Raw genomic sequence first — 17,710 nt, 5'->3', positions numbered from 1 at the left:
CTTCTCTCCTGCTTTCGTTCAATCTGCTAGAGCTTCTCCGCCTGGCTCAGCTGCACGTCGTCGACATAAGCGTCGCTCGCGCCGCCCGACCATCCGAGCAGCCGAACCGACAGCTTGGTCGTCGATGCTCCCGTCGTAAACGTATAGGTCTTCGACTGCCAGCCGCTCGCGCCGATCGTATCCAGATTCGTCTGTCCGAGCCAGGCGAACGCGTTGGTGGCTTCCCCCGTAGGCGACGGCCAACGATCCGCCGCTCACCTTGGCGTTCACGGTCAGCGTGTACGTCGTGTTCGGCGATACGCCGATCCACTCCTGGAGGATGCCGTTGCCGTAGCCGGTGCTCTGAATCCGCTGCCCGTAGCTGCCCGACGCTTTTTCCGCGCCGCTCAGCGAGACGGTCGCCGATCCCGTCTTCGTCCAGATGTCGGCGACGCCATTGGCATCGAGATCCTGCTCGAAGCCGGGATCGGCCAGCAGATTGAGTCCGCGCGCCAGCCGGACCGTCACGCGGTCGACATAGGCATCCGTGCTGCCCGCTCCGGAGGCGACGAAGCGAACGCTCAATTTTCTGGCGCCGGCCTTCGGCATGATCGTATACGTATACTTCGTCCAGGCGCCGTTCGCGACGACGGCGTTCAGGTTGTCGCCGAGCGAGGTCAGCGCTCCGTTCGCATCGCCTTCCTGGATCGCGATCGCGCCGGACGCGACCTTGACCCAGGCTTCGATCAGCACCGGCTCGGTCTCGCCGATATCGATCCATTCCTGCTTGATGCCGCTCCCCCGCGCCGCCCTGAATCCGGATGCTGTGCAGGCCTGCGGCCGCGTCGGTCGTCAGGGAGAGCGTCGGCGAGCCGACCGTCAGCCATTTGTCCGGCAGACCGCCCGTGACGGCCGTCGATTCGAAGTCGGCGTTGCGCAGCAGGTTGACCGGCGCCCTGCGGAGCACGATGCCGTCTACGTGCGCGTCCGTCGCGCCGCCCGACCACGTGAACAGCCGGATGCTCGTGCTGGCCGCCAGCGCGTTCGGCGTGAATTCGACCGAATACTTCTTCCATACGCCGCCGTTCGCCGCCGCCGTGATGAGGGACAGCGTATTCTCGCCCAGCCAGGTGCTGTCCGCCTTCTTCTCCCCGTCGATGACGGCCAGCGCGCCGCTGTCCACCTTGGCCCAAAATTCAAGCGTGTAGTTGCCGGCCGGGCTGACGCCGATCCACTCCTGCGCGATGCCGTTGCTGTAACCCGTCCCGACGATCCGCTGCGACTTGACGCCGTCGGCCGCCGTCGCGGCGTCGATCGTCAGCGTCGGAGAGCCGTATTTGACCCATTGGTCGGCGATCCCGTCCGCGTTCGCGTCCGTCTCGACCGAGCTGTTCTGCAGCATGCTGCCGTCGGGATCGGGCTTGAAGACGACGCTGTCGACGTAAGCCGTCGTCGTCCCGCCGTCCCAGGTCTGAATCCGGATGCTCATATGGGCCGCGTTCGGCTTGGGCTTGAATTTGAAGCTGACCTTCTGCCAGGAGGAGCCCGTCGCGTCGACGTAAGCGTTGGTCCCCAGATAGCCGAACGAGGCGTCCGCCTCGTCTTCGGAGATCCGGATCTTCCCGCCGGTCACCTTCACCCACGCCTCCACGACATAGCTCTTGCTCGGATCGGGCGTGAACCATTCCTGGTGAATATTCGTTCCGTAGCCCGTGCCGACGAGCTTGACGGATTGGGTCCCGTCCTTCGCGTCGGTCGACAGGCTCACGGCCATGCTGCCGCTGGTCGGCCAGCCGTCCGGCTTCAGAGGGTCGTCCGCATGAAGCTCGAAGCTGCCGTTGGCGAGATAGTTCCCGACCTTGACCGTCGTCGACGACTCGGCGATGCCCCCCGTCCGTGCTGTACCGGAGCGTCACCGTGTAGCTGCCCGCCGGCGTGCCGTCCGGGACGGTGACGTGGAACGTGCGCGTCGCCTTCCGGTTCGTATGAACGCCGCCCGTATAGCCGGACAACGAATACGTCCCGTCGCCGTCGCTCGTCACGTACCAGCCCGATGGGGCGACCAGGCTGTAGGTTCCCGTCCTCGCCGCGACGGAGTAATTGCGAAGATCGCCCAGCATGTCGAACGTATCGCCTGCGAACACCGCCTGGCTGACGGGCTCTATCGTGCCGTGCACCTGCTCGGCCAGAACGACGAACGTGGACTCGGATCCCGTCTTGCTCGAGCCGCCGACCGTGAACGAAGCGTTCGCGGCGATCGCGCGCTTGGCATAGTTGGTGCCGGTACCGGCCGTTACCTGGAATTCGAAGTTCTGCGAAGCCCCGGCCGCGAGCCCCGTCAGGGATGTCCCGGTCGAGGAGACGACGGTCCAGCCGCCCGTGTCGAGCGACAGCGTGCCCGCCGTAATCGCGCTTGCGTACTGATTGGTGACCTTGCCCTTGATCTTGAACGTCTGTCCGTTCGTCACCGTCGCGAACTCCGGCGACACCTCGATGCGCAGCGCCGGATCGAGGTCGGGCAGGCCCGCCGTCGCGATCTTGGCCTTGTAGGCGCTGTTGCTTAGGCCGAATACCTCCTGGATGGCGTTCAGATACCCGAATTTGTACAGCGTCGTCGGTTCGATGACGCCGCCCTCCGCGTTCTCGTTCCACGCGTAAAAAAGTGGCGATGTTCATGGAAGTCGGATGCGTATCCAGATAGCTTTTCACATTGTTCAATTGGGTCCTGAACTTAAGCGGGCTCGGATCGGCATAAACGTAGTTGTCGTGCCCCTTGCCCCACGGCCTCGGGTCGTAGCCGCTCAGCCCCCCCCGGAATGAACAGCACGTTTTCGTAATTCTGATAGCCGCTGCCGGCCGGGTAGGAGGCGGTGACGAAGGCGTTCCACGCGTCGGGGTACGACGTCGCGTAGTCCTCGGGCACGTACGTATTGTCGTCCAGGCCGATGCCAGCCAGGTTCAGCGGCTGGAATCCGTCGTAGCCGGCGTCGATGGAGGGCTGCAGGCTTCTGTAGGCGGCGGACAGCAGCAGCGGATTCGGCAGTCCCGCAGCGTCCGCAGCGTCCCGCAAATGCTGCAGGCCCGTCGCCAGCTGCGAAGCGCCGCCGAGGCGCGCCGCGAAGTTGCCGTAAAACGCGACGATCGGCCTGCCGTCCGGCGTCCGCTTGTACGACGGGTCCTGCATCATCGTCACCAGCTTCGGCACGATCAACGCGTCCCAGTCGCTGGCGGGCCATGTGCCGTCGGCGATCATATAGATATAAAATTTCATCAGGTCCTTGTACGGCGAATTCATGAAGTTGTAGATCGACTGCTGGCCGGGCCGTTCTCCCCCGCCGTTCTCTTTCCAGTAATAATAGAAGGCAAAGTGATCGAGCCCCCCGGCTCGCCGCCTGCAGGATCTGCTGGTCGACGACGCTCTGGTTCCTGTCGTCGTACCAGCCCTGCAGCGGCTCCCGGTCGGGAAGCGGTCCGTAGCCCCACAGGCCGGGCACGGTCAGCATGTCCGTCACGCCGTTCCACTGGTTCGCCGTACTGCCGTAAAGCTTTTTGTAATCCTTGATCGCGGTCGGATTCAATTCGGGGTTCCAGTTGTCGAAGTAAAAAGGCCCCGACCTCGTAGGGACCAGCGGCTTTGGCGCTCGAAGCGGAGCAAAGGACATACACTGCAATCGCAACTATTGCGGCAGCCAGCCATTTGGCGGGCCAAGCGCGAACACCGTTCCGGATGGACATAAACAGCCTCCTCGAATGTTTATTCGCCCTGCGCCTTGCTTTTCAGAACAAGCTTGATCGTCTTCGGTTCGCCTTTCAATCCGAATCTCATGAACGCCAATTGCTCCTGAACGACGACCGCTTCGCTCACCTCCTCGCATGACGCGATCTCATAGCCCGCCAGATCGTCCCAGTAGGCAAGGCCGAACGGCATGACCCGGTCGGACTCGATCGTATATTCGATCTCGATCGTGCGCGCGTCCCGAACGAAACGGCGGACGAAGACTTCCGGAACCGGTTCCTTGAATTCCTCGTTCATGTCGGTTTTTCCGATATAATTTCTCAGCAGGTGCGGGCTGCTCTTGCCCTTGATAAAAGCAAGCTGGCATTCCGCATCGTAATACAGGAATGTGCGCGGCCAGGGCCCCTGCGGGATGCCGCCTCTAAGCATCGTATAGGCGTTGAGCGCGGGGCGGATGTCGCTGTCGTCGGCGAGCATGTAGGAGGGCGCGGTGAACGAATGGCGATCGCGGTACATGCAGATGGCCTCGGGGAGGCTCATCCTCGCGATCGGATAGGCGGAGATATGCGAGAAAAACAGGTCCAGCATTCGCTCGGACGCCTCAATGTCGGCTTCCGTGCAGAAAGCGAACCGCTGCGAAGCTTCCATCTCGTGCGCTTCCTGCTGCTGCACGAAAAATACGCAATCGTTGCTCTCGGTATTGCGCAGATAGTCCCCGAACAGCTTTTTCCAATAATCGATGTCGTCGCCCGTGCACAGACCCGCGCGCAGCACGTCGTTGGGGTCGGTAGAGTAGTAGACGGCGTCGTCCGTGTGCAGCGCGAGATTCAAATCTCTCGCTGTCCATTCGGCCGCCACGATCCGACGTCCCGAAGGAAGCTTGTAGCCATCCTTGTCGGCGTACCAGAAGCCCCACGGGACGCCGCGGTGCGAGATGCCGTCCCACCAGGATTGCTGCCAGCAATAGCCCCATAGGCCGATGAAGTCCAGCTCCTCCATGGCCGCGATCAGCCGATTCTCGATAAAGCCGGTCGCGAGCACCCTCCCGGGCAGCCAGGGAAAGGCCTGCTTGAGCAGCGCCGTCTCGTCCGCCAGTCTGCTCCGCAGCTCCGCCTCGTCCTTATAGGCCGGACAGGCGAGGATGGCGCTGTCGCCGTAGCGCTCGTGCCATTCGCAAATGCTGGACTTCAGCAGTCCGATGGACGTACCGTCCACGATCCAGGTGACCGGAATCCCGTGCCGGTGCGCCAGCTCCGCGATCCGGCGCACGCCCTCGACCGCGACGCCGCGGTCCCCGAAGGATGCGGCATAGCTGACAAATGTATAAACTAACCTCTCGGGCTTCATGGCCTCGTCACCCCATCGTTAATATGCGATGCGGCGCCCTCGGCCGCCCGTTCAGCCCGGGCGGCTGACCAGCAAGCCTTTGTCCGCATCGTACAGCCGCTGCAGCTCGGCCAGATTGGCCGGGCTCCACTTCCTGTCTGCGATCGTCTGCGCGATCATGTCGCCGAACTTGTCGTTGACGGCGCCGGACCAGTAGCTCCCGATCTGCCGGCGCGACGGCAGCTTCGCGAGCAGACCGGCCATCTCGCGCACCGCCTGTTGGTCGTAATCGACCGTGACGCCCGTCAACGGAGAGAAGGCGTTGGCCTCCTTCAGATAGACCGACATGATGTCCGGCTCGAACATGATCGAAGCCAGTTCCTTCGCCTGCTCCGGGTACGCGGACCTCGCGTTGACGCTGACCTTTTTGTCGCCGGCCGCGATCAGCATCGTACGGCCCTCCCGGTCCCGGATCGGGAAGAAGCCGACGTCGAAGGGCAGGCGGCCGTCCGCAGCCAGATCCCCGAGAAACCAGTTCCCGTTGACGACCATCGCGCCTTTACCGTCCGCGAACCGCCGGAGAACCTCGTCGTAGCCGATGCGAAAGGCGTCTTCGTTGAAATAGCCGTTTTTCGCCAGCTCTTCGACCATCAACATGCTGCGCGTCATGGCCGGACCGTCAAGCTTCTCGGTGCCTTCGTATACCGCTTTGTCGAACCCCGGGTCTTCCGGGTAGACGGCCGCCTGTCCGATCGTGACGCCCACGATGTTGGCCGTCCACGAATCGAGCGCGCCGATCAAGATCGGCGCGATGCCGGACGCCTTGATTTTCCCGCACGCGGCCAGCAGCTGCGACCAGTTCTGCGGCGCGCCGATGCCAAGCTCGGCGAATATCCGCTTGTTGTAAAAGACGCCGTTCGTCACGGACTCGAGCGGCACGCCGTACACCTTGCCTTCGTACAGATCCTGGCTTTTCAGCGTGTCGTATTCCCGGGATACGAACGGCATATCGGACAAGTCGATCACGAAGCCCGCCTTGCCGAGCGCGGCCGGCGCCTGATTGATCACGATATCCGCGGCGCGGCCGGCGATCAGTTGGGCGGTCATCAGGCCGTTTACGTATTTGTCGCCGTCGTATTTGCGCCACTCGATCGTCGCGTTCGGATATTTCTTTTTTGAATTCCCGTTCCACGGCCGCGGACCAGCCTTTTCTTTCATTCCAATACGAGACAGAAATTGTAAACGCTTTCTCGTTTTTGGCCGCAGAAGCCGCCTCGGACGGCTCGGGAGCGTTTTCCCCCTCGCCCGAGCAAGCCGATGTCGCGATAATCGTCGCCAGCAGGAGCGCAGCGGACCTGGCCCAAGCTCGATTCATGTCGTTTTTCCTCCCAGGAGGCCGCCCGACGCCTTAACTATAGCCGTCTGCGCCGGGCGCCGGAATGCAATAATATGAACACATCGCATATAGAATTTTGCCGTTCCCCGCTGTTTCAAGGCTGCGCGGACAGATGCTCCCTGAGCCGGTAGGAACTGGGGCTTGCTCCGAACTGCTTTTTGAATACGTTGCTGAAATAGCTGGCGTTCGAGAAGCCCACGAGTCCCGCGATATCGTCCAGGTTCAGGTCGGAGCGCTCCAGCAGCTTGACCGCTTGCGCCATCCGAAGCTCCAGGATATATTCGCTGAACGTCTTTCCGACCTGCTTCTTGAATATTTTGGACAAATAGGTCTCGCTGATATGGTAATCGTCGGCGATCGCCGACAGGCTGAGCTCGTAGGCGTAATGCCGGTCGATGTAGCCGCGGACCGCGTCTACGATCGCGGCCGTGCCTGATTTCTTCGCCTCCGCGATGACCGAGATCGCGTATTCGGCGAAGTCCTCTACATGACGGGCGACGCTGTCCCTCGATTCGAAGCGCCGGATCGCGTAGTAGCACGTCCAGGTTCTGTCCCGAAGGCCGGGCGCCTCGCCGTTATACTTGCGGCACAGCGCGCTCGCCAGCAGGACGACCCGCATGGCCCTGATCGAATCCTCCATCATGCCGGCGTCACCCTCCTCCGCGAACAGACGGGCGAGCAGTCCGGCGAACGCTTCCCTGTCCTCCTTCTCCAGCGCGAGCGTCATCCTGCGTTCGATCTCCTCCATCGGAACGGAGACGCCGGTCATCGGAGGCGCCGCGCCCGCGTCGAGCCGATCCGCCTCGCCCGTCCCGCCGAGGCTCCGCTCGAGCAGGCAGGACGCATAGCCCGCTCGCAGGCCGGACGGCGCCAGGCACGGGCGCCCGACGCCGATCGCGATGTCGACGTTCAGGTAGCGCTCCAGCGTCAGCCGGATGTCCGTCTTGTCTCGCCTGGCGCGCGAGTCGCCCCCCCGGATCGCCGCCCGGATCCGCCCCGACGATAAAAAACATCATGTCCGGAAAATTGTAGTCGTGAAACACCAGCCAGCGCGCCGCTTCCTGCCGCGCCATGTCTCGGCAGGTCGTCTGAAAGGCGAGCCGCATCGCGTCCCGCTGCCGCTCGTCGTCTTCGAGCCGCCCCGGCGGAATGCGCATCTCCGCGCCGACGAACCGTACATTCGCGCCGTCGGCGAACAAAGGGTCCAGCTGCAGCTGCGCGGCGCGTTCGCGCATGGAGACGGCCGCGTTCGCGCTCCCGTTCGCGAGCTGCACCAAAAATTGCTCGCGCAGCGCGGACACCTGCTGATCGAGCGTCCACCGCATGCGGCTGCGTTCGGCATTGTCCGCCAGCCGGCGCGTCAGCTCTGCGCGCACCTTGTCCAACACCGCGACCAGCTCGCTGCGCACGATCGGCTTCAGCAAATAATCCGCGACGCCGTGCTGGATCGCCGTCCTGGCGTAGGCGAAGTCGTCGTACCCCGATATGACGATCATCTTCACGCCCGGATGATCCTGCGCGCAGCGCCGGATCAGCTCGAGTCCGTCCATGCCCGGCATCTGGATATCGGTGATGACCGCGTCGAACGGCTCCTTGCCCATCAGCGCCAGCGCCTCTTGTCCGTCCGAAGCCTCCCCGCCGATGCGGAACCCCGCCGCTTCCCAATCGATCAGATGCCGCAGTCCGCTTCGCAGCTGCATCGAATCGTCTGCGATCAAAATATTGTACATGACGCTCACCTCCTCACCTTCTCGTCTCCGGCAATAGCAGCGTAATTGCGGTTCCTTCGTTTTCCGCGGATCGTATCTCGAACCGGAACGCGTCCCCATAGCTCAGCCGGCATCTGGCGAGCACGTTGCGCAGACCGATATGCCGCCCGTCGCTGCTCAGCATATCCGGCTCCGCATGCGCCTCCGCCACGATCCGCGCCACCTGCTCCGGCGTCATGCCGGCGCCGCGATCGGACACCGTGACCCGCACGACGCCCGCCTCCATCGCGGCTTCGATCCGCACGGGCTCGTCGTTCCCGGCTTTACGGCTGTGCTTGACGGCGTTCTCCACGAGCGGCTGCAGGATGAACTTGACGACCTGGACGCCGGCCAGCCCCGGTCCTTCCCGAATCTCGACCGCGATATCGTCTCCGTAATAAGCCTTGACGATGTTGACGTATCTGCGGACGTACTGCAGCTCCTCCGACAGACTCGCCAAGCTGCTGTCGAGCTTGAGCGAATACCGCAGCATCTGTCCGAGCGACTCCGTCACGTCGATCACCTCCTCGTGCTTGCGCTGCGCGGACAAGGCGCTGATCACGCCGAGCGTGTTGTACAGGAAATGGGGATTGATCTGCAGCAGCAGCGCCTTGAGCTCGGTATCCTTTTGCCGCGCGAGCAGCTCGTACTGCCGTTTGATCGATTGCTGCAAATTGACCAGCATCGCGCGGAACACGGAAATGACGTAGCCGACCTCGGTCCCGCCCGCCAGCCGGGTCGGCGCCGCCTCCTCGGCCGTTCGCCATTCGCCCTTCTCCGCGTATCTCATCGCTCTCGCGAGTCGGGAGAGCGGCCTCGCGATGCCCGAGGACAGCCAGTAGGCGCAAGGCAGGATCAGCGCCAGCAGGAGACCGGCCAGCAGCAGCAGCGAATGCTTCGTCTGGCGGACCTTGGCGTACAGATCCTTTTTCGGGGACCCAGCCGACCAGCAGCCAATCGACTTCGGGCAGCTGCCGGTAGAACAAGATGCCGTCGCTGCCGCTTCGCTTCATCCGCGGCTCCGCCGCCTCGCCCGCGTCTGCCGCATCGGCCGCGATCGCCTGCAGCGCCGCCGCGGACAACCCTTGTGCGCGCGCAAGATCCTGTCCCAGAATCGGCTTCCCCGAGCGGTCCAACAGGAACGCGGCGCCGCTGCGGCCGAGCCGGATCTTCTCGAGCGGTTCCCTCAGCAGATCGGTCCGCACGTCGACCTTCAGCACCCCGATCTTCTCCAGCGAAGCGAGATGGACGATCGGCAGCGTCATGCCGTTCATCTCGGTCCCTTCATCGGACAGCGGATCGGGGCGCGCGGCGAGCCAGGCGATCGACGCCTGCGCCGCTTTGTACCAATCGGCGGATAAGAACGGCTCCCCTGCATCGTCGCCCTGCAAGCCGACGAAGCCGCCCTGATCGTCGTATACCTCGATGGAGGCGACCGTCGGATTGAACTGGACGAGCGAATAAAAATATTGGCGCAAGCTTTGCGTCACGCGGTACCGTTCGTACTCGGTCTCCCGTCCCGACAAACGCGCGGTCGTCCACTTTTGCAGCACGTCGCTGCCGATCGCCTGCTGGCCGACATTTTCCGCCTGCGCCATCACGGTTCGGAGGTAGGTCGTGTATTGATCCATCGACTGAAGGGCGGATGCTTCGACCGACGAGCCGATGATGTCGCTGGCCTGCCTGGACAGCATCACGATGACGGCGATAAAGGGAATCATGAACAGCACGACAAACGTCAACGCCACCTTGCCGCGGAGGGAGTAGATCATCGCGGGCCGGCTTCGCGCATCGGAAGCGCCCCTGTCCTCATGCGTTCGCTGCACTTCCGTTCACCCTCGCTTTATGTGTGGTTGCGGTATCTGAGCGGCGTGACGCCCACGATTCTTTTGAACAAATGGATGAAATAAGGGGCGTTCGGCAGGCCGACCTCCGCGCCGATCCGCTCCACGGACAGCTTCGTCGTCTGCAAAAGCCGGCAAGCCTGCTTGACTCTGCGCACGTTCAGATAATCGGAGATGCTGCTGCCCGTCTCGCGCCGGAACAGGCGGGAGACATAAGACTTGGAGAGATGCAGATCGTCCGCGAGACGCTCCAGCCCGAAGTCCTCGCTGTAATGCGATTCGATCCACTGCATGATCGACTCCGAATAGCGTCTTGGACGAAGCGGATCCGGCGCGGATTCGCCGGCTTCATCATCTTGCTCCTCCTGCTCCTCCTGCTCGACGAAGGCCATCAATTGCGCGAGCAGCAGGCCGGTCTCTTCTTCCGTCTCTCCCCTTCCCTGCGCCGCGGCGCGCGCATAGGAGGCATAGGCCCACTCGATCGCCCCCCTCTTCCTGCCGGATATCGTAGGCGCGCCTGCGCTGGCTGCCTTTGCACAATCGCGCGAACTGCCGAAGGCGTACCGGAAAAGCCTGCAGGATGCGCTCGATATGCAGCGGGTCCCCGTGAATGATCGTGCGCACATAGGGCTGCTCCGGGCTCACTTGCACGTGCAGATAGTGCAGCTCGAACGGCTGAAACGCGAACAGCATGCCCCTCTTCAGCTCGTAATGCTGCTGATTGACGATAACGACGCCCCGCCCCTCGTGTACATAGAGAAGCTCGCAGCACTGATGCCAATGGTAATAGCCGCTGAAGTTCTCTGCAGACGTCCGGCGATAAGCCAGATCGAACGGCTGTCCGCCGAATCGGATCGGATCGAAGGATTTGTTCATCGCGCCCTCCATACAGGACAACATAGTGATATTTTAGACCATTGTATCGCAACTATCGCGCGCGCGGGAGGGCTATAATCAAAAAATGTAAACGGTTCAATTCTTGAAGACGGAGGCGTTGCAACATGAGCGAATGGAACGCGGCGGAGCTGCTCGCCCGCCTGGAACGGAAGGTCGACCGGATGATCGCGCAATTCGGGGACAGATGCCCGCACTTCGCGGGGAAGGACGGCATCTACGACGATATGGGGACGGATTGGTGGACGTCCGGCTTTTGGGGCGGACTGCTCTGGGTCATGTACGGCGCGACCGGCGAGGCCCGATACCGCGAGGCCGCCTGGCATTGGGACGAGACGATCGAGCGCTGGTTCGTCCTGCCGACGGACCAGTTGAATCACGACGTCGGGTTCCAATTTCTGCCGACGGCCGTCATCAAGCATACGGCCACGGGCGACGCGGACGGCTGCCGGCGCGGGCTGGCGGCGGCCAACTTCCTGGCCGGCCGGTTCAATCCGGCGGGCGGCTTCATCCGGGCGTGGAACGGCGACAAATACGGCTGGGCGATCGTCGACTGCATGATGAACATCCCGCTGCTCTTCTGGGCGACACAAATCACCGGAGATCCCAGATATAAGCATATTGCCCTCCTGCATGCGGACACGTCGCTTCGCTATTCCGTCCGCGACGACGGCTCGGTCAACCATATCGTCTCCTTCGATCCGGAGAGCGGCGAGTATCTCGGATCCATCGGCGGGCAGGGCAACGCGCCGGACTCGGCCTGGAGCCGCGGCACGGCGTGGGGGCTGTACGGCTTCGCCGCGGCGTACGGCTGGACCGGCGACGTCAAGTATTTGAACGCGGCCAAGCGGATCGCGCACTTCTTCGTCGCGGCGCTGCCGGACGATCTCGTGCCGTACTGGGACTTCCGGCTGGACACGGCGGAGGGCGAGCCGCGCGACAGCTCCGCCGCGGCCATCGCCGCATCCGGCTTGCTGGACATCGCTAGCAGCGTCCCTCCCGCCGAACGCGGGATATACCTCGATTCCGCGACGCGCATTCTCGCTTCGCTTACGGCGAATTACGGCACGTGGGACCGCCCCGAACACGAAGGCATCCTGATCGCGGCGACCGGCCACAAGCCCGGCAACGGCTGTATTGACGGATCGCTCGTTTACGGCGATTATTTCTATGTGGAAGCCGTTGCCAAGCTGAACGGCTGGCGCCACCGGGTATTCGGTCCGCAGCCGGATGCGCTCGCGCCCAAGCCTGCGGTGTCCGTGTAGGCGGCAGCGGGCGTCACTGCGAGACTTTAAGTAGAAGGGGTCTAATCGTGCATGGTTAAGCAAATCGGCGTCGTCATTCGCCATGGACCGCAGCCCTGGCAAATCCTGCAGCAGCGCGAAGGCGCAGCCGTCCTAGAAGCCGGCGGCACCTGGGAGCCGCCCGACGAGCGCGCGATCCGCGGCCGGGTGTACGCCCGCATCGTCAAAGAGGAGACGGGCGAGATCGTCGTCCCGTGGCGGCCCGCCGAGATGTCGGGGGACGGGGATCGGGAGGGGGCGGATCGGGAAGGGGCGGACCGGGGTGGCGTGGATCGGACCTGGCATATCCGCATCGAGCGGGTGCCTTGCGGCGGCTTGTACCGGTTCGAGACCTCGCTGCAGGCGGACGGCAATCCCGCGATGGAGTGGAACGTCCGCGGCGATATGATTCATCATCTCGGCGTAGGCGATTTGTGGGCGATCGCCGGACAGAGCAATGCCGCCGGCTACGGCAAAGGTCCGGTCAACGATCCGCCGGAGCTCGGCATCCACCTGCTGCGCAACAGCGGCAGATGGGATCTGGCCGCCCATCCGTTCAACGATTCGACGGAGACGCTCCATGCGGAAAACCGGGAGACGGCCAATCCGGGACATTCGCCGTTTCTTGCTTTTGCGAGAAAGATCAAGCGGGAAACGGGCTGGCCGGTCGGCCTCGTTCAGACGGCGCTCGGGGGGATCGCCTTTGAGCAAGTGGAATCCGGAACAGGACGGCACGCTGTACCGGATGATGCAAGAGGTCGTCGCGTCGGCCGGCGGCAGCGTCCGCGGCGTGCTGTGGTACCAGGGCTGCTCGGATTGCAATCCGGACGAAGCGCCGACGTATATGAGCCGGTTCCGGGCGATGGTCGATCGCTGGCGGGAGGATTGCGGCAGCGAGCGTCTACCTTTTCTGACGGTTCAGTTGAACCGCTATACCGCGCCGAATCCGACGCCCGAAGCCGACGCATGCTGGGGCGCCGTCCGCGAGCAGCAGCGGCGCGCGGCGCGCGAGATCCCGCATGTCGCGGTCGTGCCCGCGCTCGATTGTCCGTTGTCGGACGAGATTCACAACAGTCCCGCCGGCAACCTGCTGATCGGGGAGCGGCTCGCGCGGGCCGCGCTGTCCGAAGTTTACGGCCGGCCGGTTCACTGTCGTGCGCCGGAGATCGCGGCCGCGCGGCTGACGTCGCCGGACCCGGCGGCTGCCGAACCGACGATCGAACCGACGATCGAACTGACATTCGACTACGTCGCGGGATATTTGCTGCATACGGGTTCGTTGGAACGCGTCTTCACGGCCGAAGACGACGCAGGGCTCATTCCCGTCAAGCAGTGCGAGATCGTCGGCCCCCGTACGATCAAGCTGACGCTGACGCGTGCCGTCCGCGGCGAGAGCCGTCTGCATGGCGCCTACGAGCGGAATCCGGTCGCCCACCTTCCCCTCGACAGCGACACCTATATGCCGCTGCTCGGGTTTTACGGATTTCCGATCTCGGGGGCGCAGTACGATGAGAACCGCTGAGATCCGATGAGAGCCGCTTAGAGCCGCTTAGAGCCTCTTATCGAAGAGGTGTCCGTAAGCGTCATTAGTAAAAGCGGCTTGCGGACTTGTTGTTCGCGCATGAGCGCTTAGCGGACGGACTGAGGCGCCGCTATTTTTGTTTCCATCCCGATTTGCGGCCCCCCTCGCGGACCCAGGAGCCGCTGATATGAACGAAACTGTCAAGCGTCTCTGTTTGCACCCGTGTTTTTGACAATAGCGAATAGAAGCCTGTCAAGCGATTTTCTTTACAGGCGGTCGCATCATTTCCCATACTTTTCTGGATCTCCGGCATGGAAATGCCCGGAGGTGCCCCTACGGCGAGTAACGGGGTGCAGGGGGGCGTCGCTCCCTGCGTTTCCCCTTTAGGGGACGGAAGGGGGCAATTCTTCTTTAGCTCAGAGGCAAAAGCAATTCGCTGGTCGGCAATCTGATATTCGTGGATTCACACATGTTATTCATACGTCTGGAGAGCTTACCCGCTAACTATTGACGAGCATAAGCATTCGCTTGCTCAAGCGGCTCACGCGGTTTTCTCTCCACCTTGCCTGATTTTGCCTCTGAGGTAAAAAAAGAATCGCTTCCCCCTCAATCGCCTCCTTTGTTCGGACCCGTTGTTTTACACCGCTGCTTGCAAACGAAGCTTCTCGATCTCCTTAGCAATCGCCCATACAAACCCCGCCAGTTCTCTGGCAATCGCGACCGCGATGCAACCCTTGTGCTTTCCTCTTCGCGCCAGACTCCAATACTTCTTGTGTAATCGATGCTGCGCGCTCCAGGCAATCGACTGAACCTCCGGTGGCAGCCCCTCGATACGGTCGCGCATTCTTCTGCGAATCGCGGGCGCGTGTCGGTAACTTTTCGCGGCTTCCACCAGTACCCGACGCAGATGCGCATTCCCGGCTTTCGTTATACGGCCTTGCCAGCGGCTGCTTCCCGAGGAGTATTCGCTGCTGACCAGTCCGCAGTAACTCATAAACGAAGAGGCGGAGTGAAAGCGGTCGCTGCTCATCATCTCGGATGAAAGCGTAACGGCTGTGACGGCTGCTACGCCTCGCAAGGCTTGCAGCGCTTGAACGACCGGCGCCTGCTCGCTTAAAGCGGCTTGTTCTTCAATTTGCTTTTCGTATCGCTTGATTCGCTCCTTCGTTTCCCAAATCGATTGGCGGTACTCCTGAAAGGTCATTTGTTTGCAGCTGTCCTCGGGAAAACGCAGCGTATCCAGCCATTCCTCGTACGCGAAAGTTCCGGGTTTGGCGCCTTTGGCGTCCTGAAGCTGGTGGCGAAGCAGAAACTTGCCCAGTCGTTGCTTAAAACGATTCAAATCCTCGACCGCATCCTCGCGTGCGCGAACGAGATCCCGCAAGCTTTCGTCTGCTGGCGTGGGCACGTATACCGGCGTCAGTTCTCCTGCGCGATACAGCTGTGCGAGTCGAATGGCATCCCGTTTGTCTGTTTTGACCCGGTCGCCGGCACGCTTGGGAATGAGCGAGGGCGCGACCACGCTGCAAGCGATGCCTGCCGTCAATAGCCAACGATAGAGCACATAGCCGGTGGGACCTGCCTCGTAACAGACCCTTAAAGTCACCTCCTCTTTCTCACCCGGACGACGCAGCCTTTGCAGGAGTTTCAATACCGCTTCCTTGCTATGCTCGATGACGCCAAAGTACCGTGCTTCTCCTCGTCCCTCATCCGCGAAGGCAACCGCGATTTTGGATTTGGATACGTCTAAACCTACGTACTTGATGGCCATACTCATACTAAACCGACTCCTTTTGCTTTGAGCTCTGTATTTGGTAAATGGGTTGTTTCTGTAAACGCCATTTTTCCCAAATGTAACCTCCGAGATAAGCAAACAGGATGTCGGTTTCGTTCATGATAACTAAAGAGAGATTTCCGGCCTTGTTGAGCAGCGATCCGGGTTGATAACGTCCCTCCAGTCCGAAACGATCGCAAATGGACCGGTTTTAACGAAAATAGCGTCGCCTGGGTCCGCTGAGTCCGGTACCCGCTTCCTGACTCGCATTCATCTGCTACCCCGCAGTTTTCATTTGTGCCAACTCGCTTACCTTCCCACCGATCGTCGCCGCAAGGCTTGCGAACGAAGGTTACGTATTCTCCGTGATTTTATACTAAACACCGCACCATTCGGCTGCGCGATGCGCGGCCGATCGTTGCGATGTCTGCTTTTCTCCTTCCGATCGAGAACCGCACCTGTTCGCCGCTTTCGCCTATCGCGTAAAAAAAGCGCAGGATACTTACCCGAACCTTACCCGAACCACTCGCGTTATTGCTTAAATAGACGAGATAATGTGTGCTTTTGCGCGAAAGATCGGCAAAAACGCGATACTGGCCATGAATGCTACACATTTGCAGGTTGGCACTAGCCTATTATTCGGAGGCTCGTCCAGCGCGTCGCCTAGGCCAGCGCTTCCCTGCCTGCCGCCTCGCCTCCACGCCAACACGCCAAGTATCGATCTACGTCCACACTTGGTCCGCCGCGATCCCGCTAACACGCCAAGTGTCGATCTACATCCATACTTGGTCCGCCGCGCGCCCGCTAACACGCCAAGTATCGATCTACGTCCATAATTGGTCCGCCGCGTTCCCGCCAACACAACAAGTGTCGATCTACGTCCATACCTGGACCGCCGCGCTCCCGCTAACACGCCAAGTGTCGATCTACGTCCATACTTGGTCCGCCGCGCTCCTGCTAACACGCCAAGTGTCGATCTACGTCCATACTTGGTCCGCCGCGCACCCGTCATCACGCCAAGTATCGATCTACGTCCATACTTGGTCCGCCGCGCACCCGCCAACACGCCAAGTATCGATCTACGTCCATACTTGGTCCGCCGCGTTCCCGCCAACACGCCAAGTGTCGATCTACGTCCATACTTGAACCGCCGTGCTCCCGCCGGTCCGCCAAGCGTGAACCTGCATGCGCACCTGATCCCCCCTTCACGCGTACCCCGCATGCAGCCTCCGATAGGCCGCGGGCGACATGCCCGCTTCCTTGCGGAACAGGCGGCCGAAATAGTTCGGATCCGCGATCCCGACGGCCTCCGCGATTTGCTTCACGGACAGCTCGGGCGAGTGCTCCAGCAGCCTGCGCGCCTTTTCCACCCGAACGTGCCGCACGTACTCGACCGGGCTCATGCCGGCGTGCCGCTTCATGCAGCGGGCGATGTAGTCCGGATGAAAATGGAATTCCCGCTCCAGCGACGCCATCTCGAACGGCTCGAAGGCGACGCGGCGCAAATACGCCGACACCTCCTCGGCCAGCCGGCTCGAGCGGGTCTCGGTCGCCGCTCCCCCGGACGAACTGCTGCATGACGGACAGCAGCTGCACGAATGCGGCCTGCATGCGCCATACGCCCTCGACCGTCAGCCTGTCGTGCAGCTTGACCAGCCGATCCAGCGCCGCCCAGGCTTCGTCCATCCGAAACGTCCCGAACTTTGGAATAAAGACGGGCTGCATGCCCGGCTGAAGGTCTTTGTCCGTTCCTTGGCGCAGCACGAGCGACCAGGGAATGTCATCGGAGGCGACAAGCCGGTGTTCGGAATCGTGCTTAACGTGAAACCAATAAAGCTCCGTCTCCGCTTCGCAAGGCCGATACCCCTCATGTACCTTCCCCCGGCTCCAGCACGAGTAAATGATGGGGACCGATCGCATACTCAACGCCGTCCTCCTCCATGTACAGGCATCCCGACTTGACGAATATGATGTCGTAAAGACCGAAGGATCGCCGGAAATGCTGCATGCCCGGACGCCATGTTCCGTGCCCCGCCGTCACCAGCTGCGGTATCGGCGGCATTTGCCACTGGATGCACTCCACTTGCGCACCTCCCGCTCCCGTCGTTTTATCCATCATAAACGCTGAAGTCGTTTTTGTGCTAGAGGTTGTCGGTTCGATGCCTATCCGTAGATGCCTGCCCGCCTTACACTGAGGGCATACCAAGT

15 protein-coding genes and 4 pseudogenes are annotated in these 17,710 nt (G+C 61.9%); 4 read left to right on the top strand and 15 right to left on the bottom strand.

Translation table 11 applies throughout. From position 1 onward, the window contains the following. Nucleotides 1-18: 18 nt before the first annotated feature. From OMP40_RS11865 to OMP40_RS11810, 12 genes and pseudogenes are all read right to left on the bottom strand, one after another. On the bottom strand, nt 19-732 hold the full coding sequence (locus OMP40_RS11865) for a carbohydrate binding domain-containing protein (protein WP_277531543.1): 714 nt from the start codon (nt 730-732) through the stop codon (nt 19-21). Between the two features lie 307 nt (nt 733-1,039). Further along, nucleotides 1,040-1,786, bottom strand: a pseudogene (locus OMP40_RS41535) (carbohydrate binding domain-containing protein); the annotation flags it as partial. Between the two features lie 106 nt (nt 1,787-1,892). After that, nucleotides 1,893-2,447 (bottom strand): annotated as a pseudogene (locus tag OMP40_RS41530) (NEW3 domain-containing protein); the annotation flags it as partial. Nucleotides 2,448-2,710: 263 nt separating this feature from the next. Next, nucleotides 2,711-3,274 (bottom strand): hypothetical protein, encoded by a 564-nt coding sequence (locus tag OMP40_RS11850; RefSeq protein WP_277531538.1) that lies wholly within the window; start codon nt 3,272-3,274, stop codon nt 2,711-2,713. 459 nt (nt 3,275-3,733) lie between these two features. Next, complete coding sequence (locus OMP40_RS11845) at nt 3,734-5,062, bottom strand: hypothetical protein (protein ID WP_277531536.1); 1,329 nt, start codon at nt 5,060-5,062, stop codon at nt 3,734-3,736. A gap of 51 nt (nt 5,063-5,113) precedes the next feature. After that, nucleotides 5,114-6,259, bottom strand: a complete 1,146-nt coding sequence (locus OMP40_RS11840) for an ABC transporter substrate-binding protein (RefSeq protein ID WP_277531534.1) — start codon at nt 6,257-6,259, stop codon at nt 5,114-5,116. Between the two features lie 272 nt (nt 6,260-6,531). Further along, nucleotides 6,532-7,164, bottom strand: a complete 633-nt coding sequence (locus OMP40_RS11835) for a helix-turn-helix transcriptional regulator (RefSeq protein ID WP_277531532.1) — start codon at nt 7,162-7,164, stop codon at nt 6,532-6,534. Then, a complete protein-coding gene (locus OMP40_RS11830; RefSeq protein ID WP_277531530.1) occupies nt 7,088-8,167 on the bottom strand; it encodes a response regulator in 1,080 nt (359 codons plus the stop codon). The genes OMP40_RS11835 and OMP40_RS11830 overlap by 77 nt, the downstream gene beginning before the upstream one ends. Nucleotides 8,168-8,180: 13 nt before the next feature. Continuing rightward, the gene (locus OMP40_RS41525; RefSeq protein ID WP_420871921.1) at nt 8,181-8,870 is read right to left on the bottom strand and encodes a sensor histidine kinase; all 690 of its coding nucleotides are present in this window, start codon (nt 8,868-8,870) and stop codon (nt 8,181-8,183) included. A gap of 271 nt (nt 8,871-9,141) precedes the next feature. Beyond that, nucleotides 9,142-9,879: pseudogene (locus tag OMP40_RS41520) on the bottom strand (cache domain-containing protein); the annotation flags it as partial. A gap of 149 nt (nt 9,880-10,028) precedes the next feature. After that, nucleotides 10,029-10,421 carry an AraC family transcriptional regulator gene (locus OMP40_RS11815; protein ID WP_277533126.1) on the bottom strand — a complete coding sequence of 131 codons (393 nt, stop codon included), beginning with the start codon at nt 10,419-10,421 and terminating at the stop codon, nt 10,029-10,031. Continuing rightward, nucleotides 10,381-10,905 carry an AraC family ligand binding domain-containing protein gene (locus tag OMP40_RS11810; protein ID WP_277531525.1) on the bottom strand — a complete coding sequence of 175 codons (525 nt, stop codon included), beginning with the start codon at nt 10,903-10,905 and terminating at the stop codon, nt 10,381-10,383. The genes OMP40_RS11815 and OMP40_RS11810 overlap by 41 nt, the downstream gene beginning before the upstream one ends. A gap of 125 nt (nt 10,906-11,030) precedes the next feature. Here OMP40_RS11810 and OMP40_RS11805 point away from each other — a divergent pair, with 125 nt between their 5' ends. From OMP40_RS11805 to OMP40_RS11795, 3 genes and pseudogenes are all read left to right on the top strand, one after another. Beyond that, nucleotides 11,031-12,188, top strand: coding sequence for a glycoside hydrolase family 88 protein (locus OMP40_RS11805; protein ID WP_277531523.1), 1,158 nt, complete (start codon nt 11,031-11,033; stop codon nt 12,186-12,188). A gap of 51 nt (nt 12,189-12,239) precedes the next feature. Further along, nucleotides 12,240-12,869, top strand: a pseudogene (locus OMP40_RS41515) (sialate O-acetylesterase); the annotation flags it as partial. Between the two features lie 40 nt (nt 12,870-12,909). Then, complete coding sequence (locus OMP40_RS11795; protein WP_277531519.1) at nt 12,910-13,728, top strand: sialate O-acetylesterase; 819 nt, start codon at nt 12,910-12,912, stop codon at nt 13,726-13,728. A gap of 637 nt (nt 13,729-14,365) precedes the next feature. Here the strand turns inward: OMP40_RS11795 and OMP40_RS11790 are convergent. Next, a complete protein-coding gene (locus OMP40_RS11790; RefSeq protein ID WP_277531518.1) occupies nt 14,366-15,505 on the bottom strand; it encodes an IS110 family RNA-guided transposase in 1,140 nt (379 codons plus the stop codon). A 762-nt stretch (nt 15,506-16,267) separates the two neighbouring features. Between OMP40_RS11790 and OMP40_RS11785 the strand changes: the two genes are divergently transcribed. Then, entirely contained in the window at nt 16,268-16,648 is a 381-nt protein-coding gene (locus OMP40_RS11785) for a hypothetical protein (protein ID WP_277531516.1), read from the top strand. Between the two features lie 59 nt (nt 16,649-16,707). Here the strand turns inward: OMP40_RS11785 and OMP40_RS11780 are convergent, their stop codons facing one another. After that, entirely contained in the window at nt 16,708-17,007 is a 300-nt protein-coding gene (locus OMP40_RS11780; protein WP_277531514.1) for a helix-turn-helix transcriptional regulator, read from the bottom strand. Nucleotides 17,008-17,369: 362 nt separating this feature from the next. After that, complete coding sequence (locus tag OMP40_RS11775) at nt 17,370-17,585, bottom strand: hypothetical protein (protein WP_277531512.1); 216 nt, start codon at nt 17,583-17,585, stop codon at nt 17,370-17,372. Nucleotides 17,586-17,710 lie beyond the last annotated feature (125 nt).

This window comes from Cohnella rhizosphaerae, from assembly GCF_029525575.1.
GTDB lineage: Bacteria > Bacillota > Bacilli > Paenibacillales > Paenibacillaceae > Cohnella > Cohnella rhizosphaerae.
Note: the sequence above shows the minus strand (reverse complement) of the source record. Positions and strands in the feature narration are given on the sequence as shown.